Here is a 22,431-nt window from a genome sequence, read left to right as displayed (position 1 = left end):
CCGGTACGGCCTTCGGCAGGCCGCCGCGGCGGCGCCCCGCGCGATCATAAACGTTCGAAGGACCGCCAGGGCAATGTGCGCCCGGACGGTCCGGTAATCCGAATGTCGATCTCGGCGAAATCGAAATGTCCGACCCGGCCCCGGCCGTCCATCCCCATCGGCGGAGGGCCGGGCCGAACATGTCTCGGTGCGTGCGGCCGGGAGTCGCGCTCAGCCCGACCGGCTCCGGCACCGCGGTGTCATCCTCAGTGGGCCGTGCAGGTCGGCTCGCCGGACTGCGCGGACATGCTGACGGCGTCCCACGCGGCCTTGGTCTTGGCGTACAGACCGCAGGTCGGGTCGAGGTTCTTCGCCGCGGACAGCGTCAGGACGCGGTACCGGGGGTAGCTGGTACCGGAGGTCTTCATCGCCATCGCGTTGTAGAAGATCTTCGAGGCGGTCGAGACGCCGACGCCGGTGACCTGGCTGTTGTTACAGGTCGGGCTGGTCGGCTTGCCGCCGCCGGGGTTGGAGCCCTCGGCGAGCAGGTAGAACCAGTGGTTGCCGGGCCCGGCCGCCTTGTGCACCTCCATGTTCGGGACGGAGCTGGAGTAGCAGTTCGGGTCGTTGTTGACCAGCGACGGGTTGTACATGTTGCGGATCGGGCCGCTGCCGGTGAGGTTGACCAGCTCGCCGACGGTGTAGTCGGGAGTGTCGGCCGGGTTGTTCAGGAACGCCTCGACGGACGCGCCCCACACGTCGCCCACGAACTCCTGGGTGCCGCCGCCGGACATGCTGCCCGGGGTGAAGTTGTCCAGGCCGTGGCCGAACTCGTGGTCGACGACGTCGGTCGACGTGATCCACTGGTTCTGGTTGTTGTGACCGAAGTCGGCCTCGCTGCCGGTCCAGTAGGCGTTGACCTGGTTGAGCCCGACGTACGCCGGGGACCAGCGGCCGCTGCCGTTCAGGCCGTTGCGCCCGTAGGACTTCAGCAGGTCCCAGAATCCGGCGCCGGCGTACATGACGTCGACGCAGCCGGACTCCTTGTTCGTCTTGGAGGCACTCCCCCACAGGTCGTCCGGGCCGGAGAAGATCTGCTTGCCGCTGTAGTCGCCGCAGGTCAGCCCGGAGCGGGCCGGGTCGCTCAGGGTGTACTGGCCGCCGGACTGGGTCGTCCCGATCGTCAGGTTCGAGCCTTCCCAGATGCCGGTGCCGGTGCCCGCGTAGACGAGCTCCTGCTCGGCGAACCGCTTGCCGGTGCGCGCGTCGACGTACACCTTCTTGCGGCTGTTCTCCTTGCCGTCGCGGCCGGAGACGGTCGCCTCCCACGCGAGGCGCGGGGCGCCCAGCGCGTAGACGACGAGGCGCGGCTTGACGGCGGTGCCGTCGGCCTTGGTCAGCGCGGCGCGGGACGTCTTCGCCGCCGCGGCCTGGCCGATCTTCGAGGTGATGCCGACGTCGATGGCCTGCTTCTGGGCGACCGACAGGTCGCGGACCTCGCCCTGGTTGTCGGTGACGACCACGAAGTCGCCGCCGACCACGGGAAGCCCGCGGTAGGTGCGCTCGTAGGCGACGTAGTTCAGGTTCCAGGGCGTCCCGATCACCTGCGTGCGGACGAAGGCGTCGTTCGCGCTCGGGTGCAGCTCGGGGGCGCGGGCGGCGACGATCCGCTCGGCGGTCGCGCGGGCGGCGAGCGTCGGGTCGGGGGCGGCCGACGCGGGGAGCGCCTGCGCGACCAGCGGCGACAGCCCGGCCGCGACGAGGGCGACGGACGCGGGGACCGCCAGGAGATGTGTGCGTTTCACTGCTGCATGCCTCCATCGACATGGGGGGAGGCCGCCCCGCGGGGGGTTGGGGCGGCCGCAGGGCACGACGACCGCCGCCGGCGGGCCGGGCGCCCATGTCACGCGCGGGCCGGCGGGGAGTTGGCCGGTTCCTTACGGCGGACGGTGAAAATGCGGGGTGATCGGGAGCGGGCACCGGAGCGGGCGGACGGTCGGGTTGCGCCTTGCGAACACGAGAGTGACATCTGCGAATCCGAAAGGGGCCTTCCACTTCGGCATAGCTTCGCGCTATGGGGCGTGAACTGCGGCATTTTCGAATACCGGCCAGATAGGACTTCACGGGCGACGGGCCGAAGGCGATGCGGCCCGTCCGACATTGGTGGTCGCGCCGTCGTTCCAGGTCAAACGGAGACATCTGCCGGATACCGAGCCCGCTGGACGCCCTGCCCGCACAAGCATCTCTACCTGCGACGATGCAGGGAGCCAGGGCTCCGAGATCCGAGCTTCTGGAGCGATCGAAGACGCCGGGAGCCCTCCGTCAATGGGTCCGTCGGGTGTGCAATGATCATTGATCTTGGGAATTGCACACACGTCGGCGAACCACTACACGGCAGACGGCGCGCCTCCGGTGTGATCAGCGATTGAATGGACCATGAATAACTGGATCGGCGAACTTGACGCCCTAATTGAAAAGTTAAAACACCGCGGTCGCGGACCCCGTGAAACCGCAGGCCAGTTCACCGTTCCAGCAACAATGGAAGTAGCCGGGAGCCGACGCCGGCGCCGCGCGGGCCGCCCCGTGGCCGACGGCAGGGGACGCCATGACCTTCTGTTTCACATCCGCAGACGGGGAAGGGGTCTGGACAGGCGACTCAAGGAGGCCGAGATGCCGCAGCGGGCGTGGAGCAAGAAGCGCGAACGCCAGTACGAGGACATCAAGCAGTCCCAGGAGGAGCGCGGGGCCGGGACGCGCCGCGCGGAGGAGATCGCCGCGCGCACCGTCAACAAGAACCGCGCGCGGACCGGGGAGGCCAAGCAGAAGAGCAGGACGTCGACCGAGGACATCTCCCCGCAGCGCCGGGGCGGGCTCCGTTCCGGCGGGTCCGGCCCGCGCGGCCGGACGAAGGAGCAGCTGTACGCCGAGGCCAGGCGGAAGAAGATCGAGGGCCGCTCGAAGATGTCGAAGGCGGACTTGGAGAAGGCGCTCGGCGTCTGACGCGCCCCCGATCACGTGTGCCAGTGGCCGACCAGCTCGGCGTACAGGGGGCTGCGGCGCAGCAGCGTCTCGTGCGTGCCGAGGACGGCGGACGGCCCGTCGAGAAGCAGGATCATGTCGGCGCGCTCGGCGGAGCTGATGCGGTGGGCGATGACGATCAGCGTGCCGCCCCGGTCGGCGAGGGCCCGCTCGGCGCGGGCCTCGGCGGCCGGGTGCAGGTGGCTGGTCGCCTCGTCCAGGACGAGGATCGGCGCAGGCGACAGGTAGGCCCGCGCCAGTGTGACGAGCTGGCGCTCCCCCTGCGAGAGCCCCCCGCCCCCCGGTGGGATCTCGGCGTCGTACCCGCCGAGCCGTTCGACGGTCTCCCCCAGTCCGACGGCGTGGACGGCGTCGTCCAGCCGCGCCTTGCTGGCCTGCGGGCACAGGTAGGCCAGGTTGTCGCGCAGCGGCGCGGCGAAGATGTAGCTCTCCTGCGGGATGAGGGTGATGGCCGTCCGCGCGTGGGCCGGGTCGAGGGGGACGCCGCCGAGGGTGACGCGGCCCCGCTGCGGTGCGAGAAGCCCGGTGAGCAGGTTGGCGAGGGTCGACTTGCCGGTGCCGCTCGGGCCGACCACGGCCAGGTGCGTCCCCTCGGGGACGTAGAGGGACAGGTCCTCGATGACCGGGGCCGCGCGCGGCGAGTAGGCGAACGTCACCCGCTCGGTCTCGACGTCGAAGGACTCGACCGCCGCCGGAAGCGCGGAAGGCGCCGCAGCCGCCGGGACGGCGCAGATCTCCGCGAGCCGTCCTAGCACCACGGCGAGGCTGAGCAGCAGCGTTCCGCCCGCGTCCACGAGGACGGTCACGGCCGGTTGCAGCCCGGTGACGAGGTAGGCGACCGCGCCCGCGATGTCCCCCGCCGTGAACCCCTGGTGCGCGGTCAGGTAGGGCGACAGCAGGAGCAGCGCCAGCAACGGAAGGTGCACCCCGAGCGCGAGCACGGGCAGGCGGACGAGCCGCGTCCTGGCATAGGCGCGCAGGGCCCGCGCCTGGGCGTCGACGACGCGGCCGACGGTGTCCGCCGCGCGGTCCTCGGCGGCGCAGGCGACGACGTCCCGGACGCCGTGGACGACCGCCGCCGCGCTCTCCCCGATCTCCTCCGCGCGCAGCACGACGGCCCGGTAGCGGCGCACCTGGAGCCCGACGAACGCGCCGAACACCGCCACGCCGAGCGCCACCGACAGCCCGACGGCCAGCGCCAGCCGGGGGGCGAGGAGGGTCAGCCCGACGAGCGCTGCGACGCCCGCCGACAGCAGCTGGCGGACGTTGCGCAGCGCCGCCCCGAGCAGCGCCCTGACGGCCTCCGCCTGCTCGGTGACCTGCGAGACCCCGGCGCCCGCCGCGTCCGGCGCGCCGCCGGTCATCCGGCGCAGCGCGGCGGACACGACCTCGCCGACCAGGGAGTCTCTCAGCGGCTCGACGGTCGCGGCGAGCCACGGGTAGACCCGGCCCGTCGCCACCGCGCCGACGACGTACAGCACGGCGAGCGCGGCCAGCCAGCCGAGGCCGGTCAGCGGACGCCCGGCGAGGAACCCGCGGTCGACGGCGCGGGACAGCAGGAGCCCGGACGCGAACGTCGGGACGGCCTCGACCGCCGACCAGGCGGCGAGCCGCCGCACGGCGGGCCACTGCCCGCGCACGTGCCGGTGCAGCAGGCGGGCGGCGGGCGGCGCCGTCATGCGCCCGCGGCCGGTTCCGGCGCGGCGGCGCCGTCCGCCGCGGGCCGCGCGTCGAACACGGCGCGGTAGCCGGGGTCCGGCCACAGCTCGGCGTGCGGCGCGAGCGCCCGGATCCGGCCCGCGTCGAGCCAGGCGACGAGGTCGGCGCGGGCGGCCGTGGCCGGACGGCGCGCCACGACCAGGCTGGTGCGTCCGGCGAGGACGCGCCGCAGCGCCTCGGTCACCTTCAGCTCGGTGGCCGTGTCGAGGCTGCTCGTGGCGTCGTCGAGGACGACGATCCGCGCGTCGGCGAGGGCGGCCCGCGCCAGCCCGAGCCGCTGCAGCTCGCCGCCGGAGAACGGGGCACGCGCGAGGGGCGTGTCGTATCCCTCGGGCAGCGCCCGGACGAAGTCGTCGGCGGCGGCGGCCCGCGCGGCGCGGCGGACCTCGGCGCGCGTCGCGTCCGGACGGGCGTAGGCGATCGTGTCGTGCACGGTGGCACCGAGCGGCGCGGGACGTTCGAAGGCGTAGGCGACGGCGTGCCGCAACCGCGGGAGCGGAAGCGCGGTCACGGGCACGCCGTCGAGCTCCACGTGCCCGTCGTCGGGGTCGAGGAGCCGTCCGATCGTCGCCACGAGCAGGCTCTTCCCGGCGCCGGACGCGCCGACGACGGCGACGGCGGCGCCGGGCGGCACGTCCAGGTCGAGGCCGTCGAGGACGGCGCGGCCCCCGGCCCGGACGGTGACCCGCCGGAGGCGGAGCCGTCCGGGCCCGTCCGGGACGGGACGGGGCCGCGCGGGCGGCCGCACCGCTGGGACGGCCGCCAGGACCTCCTCGATCCGTCCCGCGCCGACCTGGCAGTTGAGCAGTTGGACGAAGGTGTCGAACAGCGACGCCGACGCGACCGCCATCGCCGCGTAGGACGCGCTCGCCACGAGCTGGCCGGTGGTGACGTCGCCCGTGGCGAGCCGCACCCCGGCGACGGCGACGACCACGACCTGGGTGAGCGGGGCGAGCAGCGCCAGCCGCCGGCTCACCCGGCCCTGCACCTCCCACGTCTCCCGTCCGGCTTCGCGCAGTTCGGGGAGCGGCGCGAGGATCCGCCGGGCCTCGGCGTCGGCGGTGCCGCTCGCCTGGATCGTCCGGATGCCCTGCCGGGCGTCCAGCAGCCGGGTGGCGATGGCGGCCTGGGAGATCTGGTAGCGCGCGAACGGCTCGGTGGCCTGGACGACGAACACCCGCAGCGCCAGGACCAGCGGCGGCACGCTCGCCGCGAACGCGGCGGCGAGCCACCAGTCGATGAGCGCGAGCGCGATCACCGCGCCCGCCGTGGACGCGATCGCGGCCGCCGCTGCCAGCAGCAGGACGGGGAACGCCGCGGGCCCCGAAGCGCTCTCGGTCAGCCGGGAGAGGACGTCCCCCGTGGGAAACCGCCGCCGGCCCTGCGGCCCGAGCGCCAGGACGCGGCCGAGCATCCGGTGCCGGAGCCAGGCGGTGAGGTGGCTGCCGCAGTAGGCGCCGAGGACGTCCTCCCCCGCGTCGGCCAGGATCGCGACGCCGAGCGTCACCGCGAGCGCCGTCGTCGCCGCGCCCAGGTTCTCCTGCGCCTGCGCGGCGTCGATCGCGCGGGCGAGCATCACCGGCGTGGTCAGCGTCGCCGCGACGCGGACGGCGGTGAGCGCCGCGAGCACGCCCATCCGCACCCGGAAGCGGCGGACGGCGGCGCGCATCAGCCGCCGTCCTCCGGCGCGGAGGAGGGCGGACCCGCCGGGCGCCGCGTCGACCGTCGGTTTCCGGACCACCCTGGTCGGCTCCGTTCCGTTCTGGCCGAAGTCTTTCTAGAATCAGAGGTGGGTCCGGTCACGGACCGGCTGTTGCCGGTCCGTGACCGGGGTTCTGCGGGCCGGGGTCTTTCTCAGGGGTCCCGGGTTCCGCATGGGATGCGTCGTACTAGCAGGTGACGCCGATGCAGATCGTGTTCAGCAGGGTCAGCAGACCGGTGCACGCGCACGTGCCGCCCAGCTGGACGCCGTCGATCTCGATCGGGTCGGTCTCCGGCAGCTCCTGCAGAGCGGCCACGAGGTCGCCGTCGAACGTGTCCATGGTGTTCACCTCCTTTCCTGGTCGATCGCGTAGGTCCGCTCCGCCGTGAGGCAGAACCGGACCACCGTTTCGCGCAGGACCGGGGGCCATGCCTGGACGACGCCGTGGTGGTCGCCGTCGGCCTCCAGGTAGTCGAAGTCGACTCCTTCGGTCCTGCCGAGTTCGAGGAGGCGCCGCCGCAGCGCCCGGGACTGCGCGACGGGGACGATCTCGTCCCGCGCGCCGTGCGCGAGCAGCAGCGGCACCGTGAGCGACGCGCATTCGGCCAGCACGTCGCGTCCCGGCCCGGGTTCGCCGCGGGCGGCGATCCGGCTGAGCCGGGCGACGCGGTCGCCGACCGCGCCGGGCGCGGCGGCCCGCAGGCCGTCCGCCGAGGTGAACGGCGCGAGGGCGGCGCAGCCCGACCACAGCTCCGGGAACCGGCACGCGGCGAGCAGCGCGAGGAACGCGCCGTAGCTCCCGCCGAGCACGACCGGGCGCGGCAGCCCGACGTCGTCGCGGTCGCGGGCGATCATCCCGCCGAGGTGGACGACGTCGTCCAGGTCGGGGCCGCCCCAGTCGCCGAGGACGGGCCGCAGGTGCCGTTCGCCGTAGCCGGTGCTGCCCCGGTAGTTCGGCGCGACCACGGCCGCGCCCGCCGCCGCGAGGTGCTGGAACAGCGGCTCGAACTCGAACCGCCAGGCCGCGAGCGGCCCGCCGTGCAGCGCCAGCACGAGGCGGCGGGAGCCGAGGTCGCCGTAGACGATCGCCTCGATCGGGCCCGCCGGTCCGGGCAGCTCGATCAGCTCGGCGCGCCGCCAGCCGCGGCCCGCGCCGGGGGCGGCCGGGGCGAACGTCCAGGCCGGTCCGGCCGGGCCCGGCGCCGGTCCGGGCGCCGTCGCGAGGGTCGGCGGACGGTGCGGAGCGGCGAAGCGCACGTGGATCCGGCCGTCGTCGGCCCAGCGGGCGGGCCCCCACAGCATGCCGCGCGGGCCGGGCACCGGGGTGACGCGGTCCGCGTCCGGCGTGTAGACGGCGAGCCGCGCCGAGGCGCCGTGGATCTCCCGGAGGAGGAGGTGCTCCCCGCTCGGGTCGAAGGTCAGCGGCGTCCGGAGCCGGGACGACCGGTTCAGCGTCTCCGGGAACCGGACGGGTCCGCCGTCCGGGAACCGCAGCCCGGTCTGCTGCGCCCCCGCCTGCTGGACGCCCGGCGACGTGGTGGTGACGGCCAGCGCCCCCGAGCGCGGGTTGTACGCGGCGATCCGGTCGGACGTGGTGTCGGACACCGACCAGACTCGACGCCAGGAGCGTTCGCGCAGGTCGACGAGGATGCCGTCGGTGCGGCGTCCCGGCTCGGAGTGGTCCAGGGCGAGGGTGCGCCCCCGGTCGATCCACACGCCGCCCGACAGGACGCCGGGAACGCGCAGGACCGTTTCGAGCCCGGTGGCGGTGAGCCGCGAGATCCTCGAACTCCGCTCGTCCTCGACGGTGACGAGCAGCGCCGTCCGGTCGGGACCGGCGAGCAGGAACCCGGCGAGCATGGACGGGACCTGCCAGGACCGCGTGATCCGCAGGCCCGCGCCGACCGGTCCCGCCGCGAGGACGGATCCGTGCCCGGCGGGCTCCCCGTGGTCGCCGGTCGCGGGCCGCACGACCAGGACGCGGCCGTCGTCCAGCGGGAGCACGGCGCAGGCGCGGCCGACGAGCGGCCCGTCGGCGGTGTGCGCGGGGGCGGCGCCTTCGTCGGTGGAGGCGAGCGCGCGGCGGGTCGGCGCCGGACCGGCGAGGTCCCAGCGTTCGAGCGTGACGTCGTCGAGCACGGCGCTGAGGCACGCCGCCCACCGTCCGCCCGCGGAGAACGCGAACCCGAACCGGGTCGGGACCGGCGGCAGGTCCGGGACGGCGAGGTCCGTCGCGGCGGCGTTCACGAGAGCCGCCCGGAGTCGAGCGCCGCTGCGGGGACGCCCGCGTCGTCGGCGGCGAGGTCGGTCGCGAGGTCGGCGGCGCCGTCCGCCGTCCACATCCGGGCGCCGCCGTGCCGTAGTCGGAGCAGGAAGCCGAGGATGCCGCTCATGCCGTCGCCCCACGTCACCGACACCTGGCCGAACTCGTCGGGGAACACGAGGTGCCCGTCGCGCCGCGCCCGGTTGGCGAGGACGAGCTCGGCGAGCCGCCACGCGCCGTCGCGGTAGCGGTCGTCGCCGGTGAGGGCCGCCATGTCGAGCAGGAAGTCGCCGTTGCCGGACAGCCCGTGGCACTGCCCGAGCGCGGCGCGCCAGCGGTTGTCCAGGACGGCCCGCGCCGCGCGCTCGGCGTACCGGTTGAACCGCTCGTCCCCGGTCGCCGCGCCGAGCCGCGCGAGGAACGCGCCGATCCCGGCCGCGCCGTGGCACCAGAACGGCGCGGTCGGCGCGTCGCCGTGCCCGGCGCCCCACATCGCGGCCCGGTCGGTGATCGTCGCCGCGTCGAGCAGGCTCTCCCCCACCTCGACGGCGAGGCCCCGGTAGTCGTCGCGGCCGGTCGCCTCGGCGCAGGCGATGAGGAAGCAGCCGACCCCGGCGACGCCGTGCGCGAACCCGTGGAACCGCTTCCCGGCGAGCTTGGACTCGTGCTGCGCGGGAGTGCTCCAGGTCGGACCGCCCGGCGCCGCCACAACCCCGTCGACCAGCGCGTCGGCGGCGGCGACGGCCCGGTCGGCGTACCGCTCGCGCCCGGTGCGGGCCCAGAGGTGGAGCGCGGTCATGCCGAGGCCAGCCGTCCCGTGGGTCATGTCGGGGCCGGGGACGGCGAACGGCAGCCGGTCGGCGGCGGCGAGGGCGCCGTCGACGAGGTCGGGGTCGTCCAGCGCGAGGCCCGCGTCCAGCACCGCCCACGCGGCGCCCGCGGCGCCGAAGTAAAGCCCGGCGGGACGCGCGGAACCGTCGTCCAGCCGCGCGAGAGTCCAGCGGGCCGCCTCGCCGACGGCCGGGCGGAGGCCGGGAACGGCGGCGAGCTCGTGGCACCGGACCAGCGCGCCGAGGACGCCCGCCGCACCGTGCTGGACGCTGCACGGATCGGGTGCGCCGTGGACGCACGACGCGGGCCACAGCGCGTCGCCGTTCCCGGGGGTCATGGTGGCGAGGAGGTGTCCGCTGATCCCGGCGACGGCCTGCCGGGCCTGCTCCCGCAGCCGTTCCCGGCGGCCGTCCGAGCGTCCGGCGCCCCGCCGCTCCGCGCCGGTGCCCGCCTCGCCCGGGACCGCCGCGTCCGCCGCCGGCACGCCCGCATTCTGGGCGCTGACCGCCGGTGCGCTCGCGGCCGGGGCGGACGCGGCCTCAGTGGTGGTATCGGGGGCGGCGGTCCGGAGGTCGGCCAGCGCCTCGCGCGCCTGGGCCGGGGTCCAGCGCTGGTCGGGGTCGTCGGCCGTCAGCCCGAGCAGCATCGGGATGACCGGCGCGGGCAGGTTCAGGCCGCGGGTGCGGGCGCGCAGCAGCTCCGCGAGCCGCTCGGCCAGCGGACGCGCCGCCGGACGCTCCCCCAGCAGGTACGGCGGCCCGGCGGTGATCACGTGGCAGAGCGTGGCGCCGAGGCTGAAGTAGTCCGCCGCGAGGTGCGGGGACGCCCCGTCCATCTGCTCCGGCGCGGAGTATCCGGGGGTGCCCGAGCGCAGCGGCGCGCCCGCGAGATCGTCGGCGGGCACCGCCAGCTCCAGGTCGATGAGGACGGGCGTCCCGTCCGGGCGGACCATGATGTTGTTCGGGTTGAAGTCGCGCACGATCAGCCCGGCGCCGTGCGCCGCGATCATCAGGCCGGTCAGCCGCTCCGCCATCTCCAGCGCGGCGGGCAGGTGCGGCCCCCAGCCGCGGACGACGATCAGGTCCGAGCTCCACTGCCGCAGCGCGGTCCCCGGGATCATCTCCTCCGCGAGGAACAGGTGGCCGCCCTGCGTGAACAGCTCGACCGGGCGCGGCGCCACCCCGAGGTGCGCGATGGCGGCGAGGGCGCGGTGCTCCGCCCGGAGGCTGTCGCGGATGTCCCGCCCGGTCTCGTCGGCGGCGACGTGCGGGCGCGCCTCCTTGAGGACGACCGGCTCGCCCGTCCGGGTGTCGAGCGCGCGGTAGACGCCGCCCTTGTTGGTGTGCCGGATCGCCTCGCGCACCGCGAAGCGCGTCCCGATGAGGATCTCCCCCTGCCCGTCGCCGCCGCCCGCGCTCGCGGGGCGGTCGGGGAAGGGGGAGGTCACCCAGGAGGGCGGCTGGTAGGTGCCGGCGCGCCGGTCCTCCACCGGGTTGCCGTCGGGGTCGAGGATCATCCAGGCGTAGAACCCGTCGTTGGTGATCCGGCGGTCCTCGACGAACGCGCCGTACCGGTAGTGCACGAGGCTGCCCGGCGCGTACTGGCGGTCGGACAGGATGCGCGGCCCGGCGAGCCCCGCCGTCGCCTCGTGCAGCTCCGCCGCCAGCCGGACGGCCTCGTCGTCGCTCCCGGGGTAGACGGTGAGGAACTTGCCCGAGTGGCCGCGCGAGGTGTTCCGCGCGTTCAGCACCGCGACCTGGTCGTGGCTCGCCGCGAACTTGAACGAGGAGCCTCCGGCGAGGAGGACCGCGAGCGCCCGGTCGAGCACCTCCTCGGCCGACGCGGGCGTCGCCGAGACGTGCAGCTTCCACCCCTGCGCGGGACAGCCGCCGCCGTCGCGGGTGAGGTGCCGCCACACGGGGCTGCGGCGGACGGTCCAGCCGGACGGGGCGGGAAGCGCGGCGAGCGCCCGGTCGAGCACCTCGGTCAGGCGGGCGTCGCCGGACTCCGGGGCCGCGGCCCCGGAGAAGACGCTGAAATTGAATTCCGCCATGCTGGGTTCGCCGCCCTCTTTCCCGTTCCGCCGGCCTCGGTGGACCACGCGATGTGGTCCGGTCCGCCCTTTATCGATCGATCATTTCCACCGATCAATGTGCGTCTCAGGGCGAACGAGGACACGGTAGCCACGAATCCCCGAAAAGCGCCAGAGGGGACTAACAACTGATCTTTACTGCGGCGGAATAGAAACCTTACTCAGCGGAAAGTCGTCGGGTGACGAGTGTGACGACAGAGCCGGACGAAGCCGGAGAGAAGACCAAAATGTGAACTATGTCCAGCTTTGCTGACTGGCAGATCGGCGGGGCTTCCGCCAATTTGACTCCGAATCGGTTTTGGTCCGGGTCATGGCCGAAGACTGCCACGCGCGCCGCTGGCACGGCGTCCTGGAGATGTGCTACGAACCGTCACGCGATGTGATCGAACACTGGTCAAAAGGGTCGCGACGGAGCACTCGGGCAGCCGTCCGACATGCCCGCATCCCCTACGCCGTAAGCCTTTCCGACGTTCGGCGAAGGTCGTGACGGCCGCCCCCATTCGCACGGGACGGGGCGGCGCCGAGCTCGTTCAGGCGCCCGACCAGAATGGATCGCGGCCTATAAAACCTATCAGTTTGGTCTGGATATCCGCGTCGGCGGGGACGTCGACCCGGGCGCCGTACTGGCCCGAGGAGCGGAGGACGTCCTCCATTCCCTCCATGCCGCCGAGGAGCCGCGCGCAGAAGTCGGGGTCGAGCCGATCGTCCTGGCCGGTGGCCCGCGAAAGATCCCAGGTGTGCATGAACACGTCAGCGGTGTAGAACTGGTCGATCGCGGCAGCGAGCGGCAGATTTCCGGTGTGCGGATTGCTGAATTCCCGGTCGGCCGTGCCGGGATCGTCCAGGACGGCCTGCACGCCGTCGCAATGGACCTGCCAGGCGGCGACGGGGTCGTCGTCCACCGAGGGGCCGTGCGGCAGCTCGATGCCCGCGCCGGACGCCAGGAACCCCGGGAACCATCCGGTCAGGTGCCGGACGACGTCGCGCGCGGTCCAGTCGGGGACCGGGGACGGGACGTCCCACGACCGCACGGCGCGGACCCTGTCGGTGAACAGTCCGGCGATGTGCCGGTGCCTCTCGTCCGGACGGTCGGGCAGCGCCATGGCGAACATCCCCTGTGCTCTCGGGCCGACTGGATACCCGGCGGATCTTAGCCTCGCCCGATCCGGCCGCGCTCCCACATTCGAACAAAAGTTCGCCCCGGAGGACCGATGAGTTTTCCGGACGCCCCTGGTCTGCCTTGGCGAGAACCCCCACCGAAGGAGAGCACGATGGCCGCCACCCGGACCCCCGCCACCGCTCAGACCCCCGCCGCCTCCCAGGGCGCCGCCACCTCCCAGGGCACCGCGGCTCAGTCCCCCGCCGGCTCCGGCGTCCGCTGGCGGAGCCGGGTCCTGTGGGCCGTGCAGATCGCGCTGGCCGTGTTCATGGTCGTCGCGTCCGGCCTGCCGAAGCTGTTCGGCGAGCACACCGCCGTGCAGGTCTTCGAGGACATCGGCTGGGGCCAGTGGTTCCGCTACTTCACCGGCGCGGTCGAGATCGCGGGCGGCCTCGGGCTGCTGATCCCCCGGCTGTCCGCCGCCGCCGCCACCGGGCTGGTCGGCGTCATGATCGGCGCGGTGATCACCAACATCGGGCTCGGCAGCCCCGAGGTCGTGCCGTTCCCGGCCCTGCTCGGCGTGGTCTTCGCGGTGATCGCCTGGAACCGCCGCGAGAAGGCCCGCGGGCTCCTCGACCTGTTCCGCCGTTGAGCCGAGCCCCGGACCAGCCCAGCACGACCCCAGCCCGGTCCCGGCCCGGACCCGCGCGAAAGCCGACCAGGTTCCCCTGGTCGGCTTTCGGCGTTCGCGAACGAAGGGATCTACGTCCAGGGCGCCAGCGGGTACCAGATGAGGTCGCGGGAACCGAGGATCCGCACGTTCCAGTACAGGACGGTGAAGACGCCCGCGGTGAGCAGCGGGGCCGCCACCATGCCGGACGCGCGTCCGGGCTTCGCGGCCAGCCAGCCCTGGAGCCGGTTCCCGGCCAGCAGGACGACGGCGAGGAACAGCACGGACAGGATCACGATGTTGCCGAGGGACTGGAGGCTGAACGCCGCGGCGCCGTAGAGCGGGTTGTGGCTCTCGGCCGCGTCCCGGAACATCTGCCGGAACAGGGCGAACGGGCGTCCGACCAGGAAGCCGCCGATGAGCGCGCCCATGACGACCAGCGGCGCGTTCGGGTGCTTCGCCGACAGCCGGGCGAGCGGGTCGGGGATGATGCCGAGCGCGGACAGCCCGAGGCAGATCAGCGTCACCCCGATGATCCCGAACACGACCATCGCCTGGATCAGGCGCGGGGTCCACACGTCCATGGTCTTCGTCGTCTGGAACTGCGGCATGTGGGTGCCGACGAGCCCGACGACCGCGCCGTACGTGGCCGACACGGAGATCATGCCGACCGACAGCCAGCCCAGCGGCCTGAGCGCCTGGACGAGGCGGTCGCGCTTGGACCGGCGTCCGACCATGGGGGCGAGCGCGCCGAACACGGCGATGTTGCAGGCGGTGAAGGTGCCCGCGACACCGGACGCGAGGGCGAACGCGATGCCCGCCATCGTCCCGGCGATGGGGGTGCCCTTCGCGTGGTGGCCGAGGAGGGTGTCGGCCACGTTGTCACCGATGGTCTGGTCGACGAACTCCGCCGACCAGACGACGGTCAGCAGGAATCCCGCGAGGACGCTGGCCGCGAGGACCAGCAGGCGCCTGCGGGGGAAGGCGCCGACGACGAACGCCGGCGCGGGCTTCGGGACGGTGATCGGCGAGGGTTCGGCTGCTCGGGTCACGGTGGCCTCCGCATCGGGAAACGGGGGTGGGCGCACGGCTCATCCGGGAAAGCGGACCGTGCGCATGAAGACGGGCAGCAGCCACGGGCGACGTCCCCGGACCACCACCCGCCCGCTGAGGAGGGCGCGTGCCTTGCTGATGCGCCCGAAGAGCATCAGGCTGAGCGCGGGCGGGTCGAACGTCAGCCGGACGTCGACGTCGCCGCCCGGCTCCTCGACGAAGACCCGCCGGTCCTGGAGCACGATCGTGACCGGCGTCATGTGCCTGGACCGGAACTCGACGGCGACGCGGCGGCGCGGCGGCGGCGCGGTCGAGTCCAGCAGGTGGCCGAGGCCGTTGCGGGTCATCCCCGCGACGAACAGTTCGAAGAACATGCCGATGTCGCCCGGCGGGATGGTCCAGTCCGCGCGGCTCGCGCGGGCGATGTCGCGGCCGTGGAGCTGGATCTCGTTCAGCAGGTGCGCGAGCAGGCCCGCCATCGGGACGCGTGCCCCGCCCAGCCAGTGGACCGGCTCGCCGGGCTCCGCGCCCGCGCTGACCTCCAGGACGTCCGCGACGTCGGCGCGCAGCGCGGCGGCGATCTCGGCCGGGTCCCGCTCGCGGAACTGGCCGAGCATCACCTCGTTGAGGTCGGCGACGGTGTCGACGGTGGCCGTCCGCAGCCCGTCCATGCCGTCGAAGGGGAGCGGCTCGCGGGGGCCGCGGACGAGGGCGGTGTAGAGGCGCGCGATGGTCGCGACGTGCGCGGCGGTGTCGGCGACCGTCCAGTCCCTGGTCGCCATCGCCGCGGGGTCGGAGACGTCCGAGAGCAGGTCGCCGAATCTGCGGGTGGCCTTGTCGACGGCCCGTCGCGCGGACTGCAGCTGGTCGGATGTCACCGGTGCGGCCATGGGCGGCACGCTCCTCTCCGCCGAGCGGCGGTCCGCCGGGAATGCTTGTCAACTGCGACGGAACCCGACGCGGAGGCGGCGGTCAAGACGGCCGGGCGCACTGCGCAAGCTCGGAGAAGATGATCGACACGGGGCGTCGCTAGGCTGAGCCGTGCAAAGGCAGCGGGGAGCGCTTGCGCGCGGAAGGGAATGCCTGCCGGATGAGCCCCAGAAAGGTCGATCCCGAAGCGCGTTCCCTACTCTTGGACGTCGCCGCGAGACTGCTTTCCGAAGAAGGGCCGCAAGCATTGTCCGCGCGCCGGATAGCGGCCGAGGCGGGCAGTTCAACAATGCCGGTCTACACCAATTTCGGCGGCATGGCCGGATTGGCGAGAGAGATCGTCTACGAGGGTTTCGCTCGGCTGGAGAACCATTTCAGCCTGATCCGCGCCTCGGACGACCCGGTGGCGGACATGGCCCTCCTCGGCCGCGCCTACCGGCACAACGCGATGCAGAACCCGCACCTGTACGCGGTGATGTTCGGCGCCGCGTCCCTCGCCGGGTTCAGCCTGTCCGAGGAGGACCGGCAGCACGGGCGGTACACGCTGACCCGGGTCGCGACCTGCGCCGGGCGCTGCATCGCCGCCGGCCGCTTCCGCGCGGACGACGCGGGCCTCGTCGCGCACCAGATGTGGAGCGCGACACACGGCCTCGTCATCCTGGAGCTCGGCGGCTACCTCATCCCGCCCTACGACGCGGAGACGTGCTTCGAGGCGCAGCTCGTGTCGCTGATGGTCGGCGTCGGCGACGACCCGGAGACCGCGGCGCGGTCGGTCGAGGCGTCCGGACGGCGGCTGGAGGACGAGCTGATCCGCCCGTGGACGCTCAAGCAGGACGGCGTCGCCGCCCGCTCCGCCTGACACCCGCCCGGCCTGACGCCCGCCCGGCCAGACCGGCCCGACCACCCCGCCTGACCACCCGGCTCGGCGATCCGAGCCGGGCTCCAGCCGGGTCAGGCGGGGGCGGCGACGGTCTCGACGATCTCGTCCAGCGCGGCGAACACCCGCGCGACCTGGCCCTCGTCGTTGTAGAGGTAGGCGGAGATCCGCAGCACCTCGTTGTCGGTGAAGCTGTCGACCAGCGGCTGCGCGCACATGTGCCCGGACCGGCACATGATCCCGTAGGAGTCGCTGAGGATCCGCGCGACCTCCCGCAGGTTCCGCACCCCGCGGATCGCGAGGCTGATCGTCGCGGACCGGTCGGCGGACGGCGACACGGGCCCGAGGACCCGCAGGTAGGGCCGGGCGAGCGCCTCCGCGGCCTGCCGCCGGGCGAGCGCCCGGTCGTGCGCGGCGAGGGCGGCGGCGCCGATCCGGTCCAGGTAGGCGATCGCCGCGCCGAGCCCGTAGACGCCGCCGATGTTGGGCGTGCCCGCCTCCAGGCGGTGCGGCGGGCGGCGCAGCTGATACCGCTCGGTGTCGACCCAGTCGACCGTCCCGCCGCCGAGGTTCGGCGGGTCGAGGAGGGAGAGCGCGCCGTCCGCCCCGCACAGGACGCCCACACCGGTCGGGCCGAGCATCTTGTGGGCGGAGAAGGCGAAGAAGTCGACGTCGTCGAAGTGCAGCCGCCCGTGCGGGGCCGATTGGGCGGCGTCCACGACCGTGACCGCGCCCGCCTCCTTCGCCATCGTCGCCATCTTCTGGACGGGCGCGTACACCCCGGTCACGTTCGAGCAGTGGCTGAGCGCCACCACGCGGGGACGGCCGCGCAGCAGCTTCTCGTAGGCTTCGAGGTCGACGCGGCCCGAGCCGTCGACGGGGATGTGCCGCGCGCGGGCGTGCCGCCGCCACGGCAGCGCGTTCGAGTGGTGCCCGTCGAACGGGACGAGCACCACGTCGCCCGACCCGAGGCCCAGCCCGGACGCGACGAGATTCAGCGCCTCCGTGGTGTTCAGCGTGAACACGACCTCGTCGCCGCGCACGCCCGCGAAGTGCGCGACCTGGCGGCGCACCGCCTCGAAGTCCGCCGACGCGGTCTCGGAGAGCCGGTGCTTGCCCCGGTGGATGTTCGCGCTGACCTCGGTGTAGTAGCGGGTCAGCTCGTCGACGACGGGGCGCGGCTTGAGGGTGGTGGCGGCGTTGTCCAGGTAGACGAGGTCGCGCCCGTCCACGCGGCGTCCGAGGATCGGGAAGTCGGCGCGGACGCGCCTCGGCAGGTCGGTGACGGACTCCGTGTCGATCATGCTGGCCTCTCCTGGTCCAGGGGACGGACGGGCAGGTCGGAGACGCAGGGGCGGAGGCGGCCGTCCGGTCCGGCGGGCAGGTAGCGGACGGCGGACGCCGTCAGCCGGACCCGCTCGCCGAGCAGGGCCCGGAGGCGTTCGACCAGGCCGTCCTCCAGCGCCCGCGTGTCCTTGACGTTCGGGACGTACTCGACGCGCACCTCGTCCTCCCGGTGCTGGCTGACCTGGTAGACGTCCAGCTCGGGGCAGTCGCCGACGGCGCGGTCGACGTCGCGCGCCCCGATCGGCGCTGGACGTCCGGGGACGGTGAGCAGCGTGCCCGAGCGCCCCTCGAAGCGGCAGAGCGGCAGGTCGGAGCCGCAGGGGCACGGTTCGTCCCACACCCGGTAGAGGTCGCCCGTCCGGTACCTGATGTGCGGGGACAGGCGGTCGCCGACGCTGGTCACGACCATTTCGGCCAGTTCGCCGGGCGCGGCCGGGCGGCCGCCGCCCGCGAGCGGCTCCACGAAGTAGGACCGGTTGTTCAGGTGCGTGAGCCCGCGCGGGCATTCGACGGCGAGCCAGCCGAACTCCGACATCGTCACCGCCTCCGCGACGACCGCCGGGCCGCAGTGCTCGGCGATCCGGCGGCGCGCCACCCGGGTGGCGGGCGTGTACGTCAGGACGATCGCGCCGACCGGCGGCGCCTCGCGTCCCGCGGCGGCGAGGCGGCGGAGCAGGAAGGCGAGGGCCGTCGCGTCCGCCTCCAGCCAGGCGGGGGCGTGCGCGCGCAGCTCGTCGGCGGCGCGGCCGAGCAGGGCGTCGGGGGCGGCGAGCGGGTCCGGCGTGGACGGCAGGACGAGCGTCCCGTCGCCGAGCGTCCGCCGCTCCATCGGGGTGTACGGGCTGGCGCACTCGACGCCCGAGCACTCGGGGGCGGTGTACCGGGCCGACCGCCCGGACGCGCCGCCGAGGATCGCGTCCCGGAGCGGCGGGTGGGCGGCCAGCGTCACGGCCCGCCGCGCGGCCAGGAGGACGGCTCGCACTGCGGTCGCGACCCGGTCGTCGCCCACTCCGCCGCTCCCCTGGACGAGGGTTCCCGGCTCGCCCAGGGTCCGGCCCCGCGCGAGCACCCCGCGCGGGAAATCGGCGCGATAGTCGGCGCGGCGGGTGAGCGGAACGCGCGCCCAATCCGCCGGCCCGTCGATCCGCGCGGGGCCTTGCTCACGCCCTTCTCGCCGAAAGAAGGGAACCCGCGCGCGGGCGAACTCGAAGTCGGCGACGGCGCCCTCGAAGGCGTCCGCGTCGAACGCCGGGCGGCGGCGTTGCAGAACGGAGTACTCGGCCACCGGAATCCTCCTCTTCGAGGCACCCCCACAACGCCAAGCAAAGTAATCTCGCGAGCCCTTGTCCATCTTCTGGATTGCTCACTCATCAGCCCATTAAATAACCGAGTTATAAAACACAGTGATTGATTTCCCGACCTAGGAAGGCGGTTATTCGTGTAGTAAATTGACGCCAATTGGCGATCCCGCTGCGGAAACTCAGGAGAAGGTCATGGCCAGCATTCAACCGCGCTCGTTCCCGCGCCGAAGAACGCCCGCGCTCGCCGCGCTCGGGGCGGCGGCCGCCGGCCTGCTGGTGGCCGGCGTCGGGTTCCAGCCCGCCGCCGGCGCGGACGCCGGCGCCGCCGACGCGGCCGTCAGCACGTCCAGCTTCAAGGGCGGCGACGGCACCGACTACACGGTCACGAACCACATCGTTCGCGGTAAGGACGCGCGCGGCCACCGCAAGGAGTGGCTGCTGGTCTGGACGGGCGACGCGGGCCCCGAGGCGGGCGGCAAGGGCCACGCCGCGCACGGGAAGACCGGCGCGAAGGGCTCGGCCGACCCCGACTTCCTCGCGGTGATCGACGCGACGCGCGGCTCCCCCGACTACGGCAAGGTCGTCAACACGGCGACCCTCGGCCCGACGCTGCAGAACGAGCCGCACCACATGCAGTACGTGTGGCACAAGGGCGACAAGGTCTTCGCGGGCGGGCTGCTCAGCGACACCACGTACGTGTTCGACGTCGGCCAGCTCCCGAAGATCAAGCTCAGCGGCGTCGTCACGCCGACCGACACGCCCTGCGGGACCGTCCCGGACGCCTTCTGGACGCTCAAGGACGGCACCGCCTACGGCGCCTACATGGGCGGCCCCAACGTGTCCGGCCCCTGCACGTACACGCACGGCGAGACGCGGATCGGCAACGGCGCGGGCGGTACGCCCGGCGAGGTGCTCCGGCTGGACCAGAACGGCAAGGTGCGGGTCGAGTACCCGGCCGCCACGAAGGGACCCGAGGCCGAGACCTGCCACAGCATCCCGCAGCTCGACCCGCCGAGCTGCGCGAACCCGCACGGCATCCAGGCGCGCGAGGACCTGAACCGGCTCATCACCAGCGACTTCGCCGAGGTCCGCAACCTGCTCGGGACGCCGCCCGCCGACTTCTACATCACCCGCGACACGGTGCGGATCTACGACATCGCGAAGCGGGACCGTCCGAAGCTGCTGTCGGTCTCGCACCTGCCCGACGGCCCGCGCAAGGAGCCGTTCGGCACCTACGAGGAGCCGCGCGTCGTGATGGAGACGACGGTCACCAACGAGCGTCGGCACCGGGGCGCGTTCGCGTCGACGATGGGCGGCGCTTCCATCTTCTACACGCCCGACATCACCGACCCGAAGCCGAAGTGGCGCGAGGTGTTCGACGACACCACCGCGTTCACCAGGCTCGCCCCGCAACTGGAGAACCGCGTCGGCATGGACGGCGGCGCCTGGCTCCAGACCAGCGCCGACGACAAGTACCTGTACCACACGGTCATGCGCCGGGGGGACGAGTCGTCCGGCGGCAAGGACACCGGCATGGTGTACGTGCTCGACATCCGCAAGCTCGTCGCGTCGGGCAAGAAGACCCAGTGCAGCATCGACACGCTGGACGAGACGACCCGCGGCGGCCGCGAGCCCGACTGCCCGTCGCTGGTGAGCGTCCTGCCGATCGAGGACCCGACGTCCGGCGGCCCGCACTGGGCGGCACTGGACAACTTCCGGCCGGGCTACGACGGCCTCTACCGGGAGACGCGGCGGCCGGACCGGCTCGCGATGGCGAACTACTTCGTCGCGGCGACGCCGTTCGACGGCGACCACCGGGTCTGCATGGTGAACATCTCGCCGAAGCAGCAGCTGTCGCTGGACCAGCGGTTCAAGGACGAGCGCACCGGCCACCCGTGCGTGGAGTTCAACCGGGCCGAGTGGCCGCACGGCGCGACGGGCGACGCCCGCCCGCACGGCGTCCTGTTCGCGGTCTCCGATGCCGACGTCCGCTGACGTCGGGCACGGCCGGGAACGTGCGCGGCCGTCCCGCCGCTCCCCGTCCGCCGACGCGCGGACGGCGGCACGTGGAGCGGTGCGGACGGCCGCGCTCGGGGCGCTGCTGGTCGCGGCCGCCCCGGCCCTCGCCGCTCCGGCTTTCACGGCCTGGGCGGACGGCGGGCACGGCGGGCACGGCGCGGTGTCCGGCGGCGGCTGGCCGACGACGGCGATCCGCGTCGTCGCGCTGCTCGCCACCGCCGTCGTCGCGGGCGCCGCGCTGCTCCGGCCGCGCACCGGACCGCCGTCCCGGCGGCTGACGGCCGCCGTGTCGGTCGCGGCGGCGGTCGGCGCGGTCGGCTACCTCGTGGCCGTGGACCGCGTCGTCCTGGCGCTCGCCCTGGCGGCGGTCGCGCTCGCGGCGCCGCGCCTGCTCCCCCACCCCCGGCGCTCGGTCGCGGTCGGCACCGTGCTGGCGGGCGCGCTCGCGGCGATCGTCGCGAGCGGCTCGCTCACCGCCGCCGCGCCGGGCCCGGACCGCGCCGTGCCCGGCGTCCCGCTGCTGCGCGACGTCGCGCTCGGCGGCGCGCGGCCGTCGATCCTCGTGACGCCGCAGCGGCCGGGGTGGAACCTCGTCCACGCGGGCGACGCCCCGGTCTCGGTGGGGACGTCGCGCGACCGGCTGAGCGCCACGGAGCGGCTGGCGGGCGCGCCCGGCACCTGGCGGACGGTGTGGCTGCCGTCCGGGCGCAGCACCCTGTACGTCGGCTCGGGCGGGCGGACGGCGTCCGTCGCGGTCGACACCGGACGTGTGCAGCCCGCGTCACCACGGCTGCGCACGGACGGCCCGGAATGCGCGAGCGCCGCGCTCGGGGCGCTGGTCGCGGGGACGCGCGGCGCGGACGTCCCGTGCCCGGCCGACCGGCTCGACGCGGCGGACGCGGACGCGCTCCGCGCGACGGTCGCGTTCATCGCCGGGCGGCGCGTCCGGTCCGTCCACCTGGTCGGCGACGGGTCGCCGCGCTCGGCGGCGGCGGAGGCGGTCGTGCGGGAGGCGTGCGCGAAGGCCGGGGTGACGGTCGCGGCGAAGGCGGCGGCCGACCGTCCGGTCGTCGTCGTGGCGGGCTGGTCGGGGGCGGACGCGACGCTCCGCGACCTGGCCCGGGGCGCGCTGCGCGGGCAGGGCGCCTACCTCGCGCCGTGGCTGCTCACCGCGCCGCTGCTCGCCGTCCCGGCCGGGCAGATGCTGCCGCTGCGGTTCTCCCCGCGCGACCCCGAGCCGCTGCGGTACGCCGCCGAGCTGCGGTCCCGGTTCCCGGACGAGACGCCGTCCGCCGCCGGGTTCCGCGCGTGGCGGGGCGCCGCGGACACCGGCCCGGCCCGGCTGTACTCGGCGTCGCTCGTCAACCTGATGCCGCCCGCGGTGCTCGCGCAGCATCCGCACTCGGGCACGAGCTGGCTCCCCGGCGGGACGATCACCGTCGCCACCGGCCCGCTCCGCTGAGCGGACGGGCAAGGGGAGAGCGCGATACGAAGACGAAGCGCCGACCAG

The 22,431-nt window shown here is 74.0% G+C and carries 16 protein-coding genes; 5 read left to right on the top strand and 11 right to left on the bottom strand.

The genetic code is table 11. The annotated features are described in order from the left end of the window. Nucleotides 1-245: 245 nt before the first annotated feature. Nucleotides 246-1,784, bottom strand: coding sequence for a M4 family metallopeptidase (locus FXF65_RS30470; protein ID WP_187412572.1), 1,539 nt, complete (start codon nucleotides 1,782-1,784; stop codon nucleotides 246-248). 865 nt (nucleotides 1,785-2,649) lie between these two features. Between FXF65_RS30470 and FXF65_RS30465 the strand changes: the two genes are divergently transcribed. Further along, nucleotides 2,650-2,979 carry a plasmid stabilization protein gene (locus tag FXF65_RS30465; RefSeq protein WP_148353513.1) on the top strand — a complete coding sequence of 110 codons (330 nt, stop codon included), beginning with the start codon at nucleotides 2,650-2,652 and terminating at the stop codon, nucleotides 2,977-2,979. A gap of 11 nt (nucleotides 2,980-2,990) precedes the next feature. On the opposite strand, the gene FXF65_RS30460 is transcribed toward FXF65_RS30465, so the two are convergent. The 6 genes from FXF65_RS30460 to FXF65_RS30440 all read right to left on the bottom strand — a co-directional run bounded on the left by FXF65_RS30460 (nucleotide 2,991) and on the right by FXF65_RS30440 (nucleotide 12,728). Continuing rightward, complete coding sequence (locus FXF65_RS30460; RefSeq protein WP_148353512.1) at nucleotides 2,991-4,697, bottom strand: ABC transporter ATP-binding protein; 1,707 nt, start codon at nucleotides 4,695-4,697, stop codon at nucleotides 2,991-2,993. Continuing rightward, nucleotides 4,694-6,478, bottom strand: coding sequence for an ATP-binding cassette domain-containing protein (locus FXF65_RS30455; RefSeq protein ID WP_246199228.1), 1,785 nt, complete (start codon nucleotides 6,476-6,478; stop codon nucleotides 4,694-4,696). Before FXF65_RS30455 ends, FXF65_RS30460 begins: the two co-directional genes overlap by 4 nt. A gap of 148 nt (nucleotides 6,479-6,626) precedes the next feature. Continuing rightward, the gene (locus tag FXF65_RS44025) at nucleotides 6,627-6,779 is read right to left on the bottom strand and encodes a VenA family class IV lanthipeptide (protein WP_169809416.1); all 153 of its coding nucleotides are present in this window, start codon (nucleotides 6,777-6,779) and stop codon (nucleotides 6,627-6,629) included. Between the two features lie 5 nt (nucleotides 6,780-6,784). After that, complete coding sequence (locus FXF65_RS30450; RefSeq protein ID WP_148353511.1) at nucleotides 6,785-8,686, bottom strand: alpha/beta hydrolase family protein; 1,902 nt, start codon at nucleotides 8,684-8,686, stop codon at nucleotides 6,785-6,787. Further along, nucleotides 8,683-11,586, bottom strand: a complete 2,904-nt coding sequence (lanL, locus tag FXF65_RS30445; protein ID WP_148353510.1) for a class IV lanthionine synthetase LanL — start codon at nucleotides 11,584-11,586, stop codon at nucleotides 8,683-8,685. Before lanL ends, FXF65_RS30450 begins: the two co-directional genes overlap by 4 nt. A 569-nt stretch (nucleotides 11,587-12,155) precedes the next feature. Next, the gene (locus tag FXF65_RS30440; RefSeq protein ID WP_148353509.1) at nucleotides 12,156-12,728 is read right to left on the bottom strand and encodes a TIGR03086 family metal-binding protein; all 573 of its coding nucleotides are present in this window, start codon (nucleotides 12,726-12,728) and stop codon (nucleotides 12,156-12,158) included. Nucleotides 12,729-12,896: 168 nt separating this feature from the next. Between FXF65_RS30440 and FXF65_RS30435 the strand changes: the two genes are divergently transcribed. Continuing rightward, nucleotides 12,897-13,376 (top strand): DoxX family protein, encoded by a 480-nt coding sequence (locus FXF65_RS30435; RefSeq protein ID WP_148353508.1) that lies wholly within the window; start codon nucleotides 12,897-12,899, stop codon nucleotides 13,374-13,376. A 110-nt stretch (nucleotides 13,377-13,486) separates the two neighbouring features. Here the strand turns inward: FXF65_RS30435 and FXF65_RS30430 are convergent, their stop codons facing one another. Both FXF65_RS30430 and FXF65_RS30425 read right to left on the bottom strand, forming a co-directional pair. After that, nucleotides 13,487-14,446, bottom strand: coding sequence for a hypothetical protein (locus FXF65_RS30430; protein WP_246199226.1), 960 nt, complete (start codon nucleotides 14,444-14,446; stop codon nucleotides 13,487-13,489). 39 nt (nucleotides 14,447-14,485) lie between these two features. Continuing rightward, nucleotides 14,486-15,337: a maleylpyruvate isomerase N-terminal domain-containing protein gene (locus FXF65_RS30425; protein ID WP_148353507.1), complete on the bottom strand. Its 852-nt coding sequence runs from the start codon at nucleotides 15,335-15,337 to the stop codon at nucleotides 14,486-14,488. Nucleotides 15,338-15,537: 200 nt separating this feature from the next. Here FXF65_RS30425 and FXF65_RS30420 point away from each other — a divergent pair, with 200 nt between their 5' ends. Continuing rightward, complete coding sequence (locus FXF65_RS30420; protein WP_148353506.1) at nucleotides 15,538-16,236, top strand: TetR/AcrR family transcriptional regulator; 699 nt, start codon at nucleotides 15,538-15,540, stop codon at nucleotides 16,234-16,236. 92 nt (nucleotides 16,237-16,328) lie between these two features. On the opposite strand, the gene FXF65_RS30415 is transcribed toward FXF65_RS30420, so the two are convergent. Further along, nucleotides 16,329-17,558 (bottom strand): aminotransferase class V-fold PLP-dependent enzyme, encoded by a 1,230-nt coding sequence (locus tag FXF65_RS30415; RefSeq protein WP_148353505.1) that lies wholly within the window; start codon nucleotides 17,556-17,558, stop codon nucleotides 16,329-16,331. After that, nucleotides 17,555-18,886 (bottom strand): phenylacetate--CoA ligase family protein, encoded by a 1,332-nt coding sequence (locus tag FXF65_RS30410; protein WP_148353504.1) that lies wholly within the window; start codon nucleotides 18,884-18,886, stop codon nucleotides 17,555-17,557. The genes FXF65_RS30415 and FXF65_RS30410 overlap by 4 nt, the downstream gene beginning before the upstream one ends. A gap of 208 nt (nucleotides 18,887-19,094) precedes the next feature. Between FXF65_RS30410 and FXF65_RS30405 the strand changes: the two genes are divergently transcribed. Next, on the top strand, nucleotides 19,095-20,897 hold the full coding sequence (locus tag FXF65_RS30405) for a hypothetical protein (RefSeq protein WP_148353503.1): 1,803 nt from the start codon (nucleotides 19,095-19,097) through the stop codon (nucleotides 20,895-20,897). Beyond that, nucleotides 20,881-22,383: a hypothetical protein gene (locus FXF65_RS30400; protein WP_148353502.1), complete on the top strand. Its 1,503-nt coding sequence runs from the start codon at nucleotides 20,881-20,883 to the stop codon at nucleotides 22,381-22,383. The genes FXF65_RS30405 and FXF65_RS30400 overlap by 17 nt, the downstream gene beginning before the upstream one ends. Nucleotides 22,384-22,431 lie beyond the last annotated feature (48 nt).

The organism is Actinomadura syzygii (assembly GCF_008085905.1).
Classification (GTDB): domain Bacteria; phylum Actinomycetota; class Actinomycetes; order Streptosporangiales; family Streptosporangiaceae; genus Spirillospora; species Spirillospora syzygii.
Note: the sequence above shows the minus strand (reverse complement) of the source record. Positions and strands in the feature narration are given on the sequence as shown.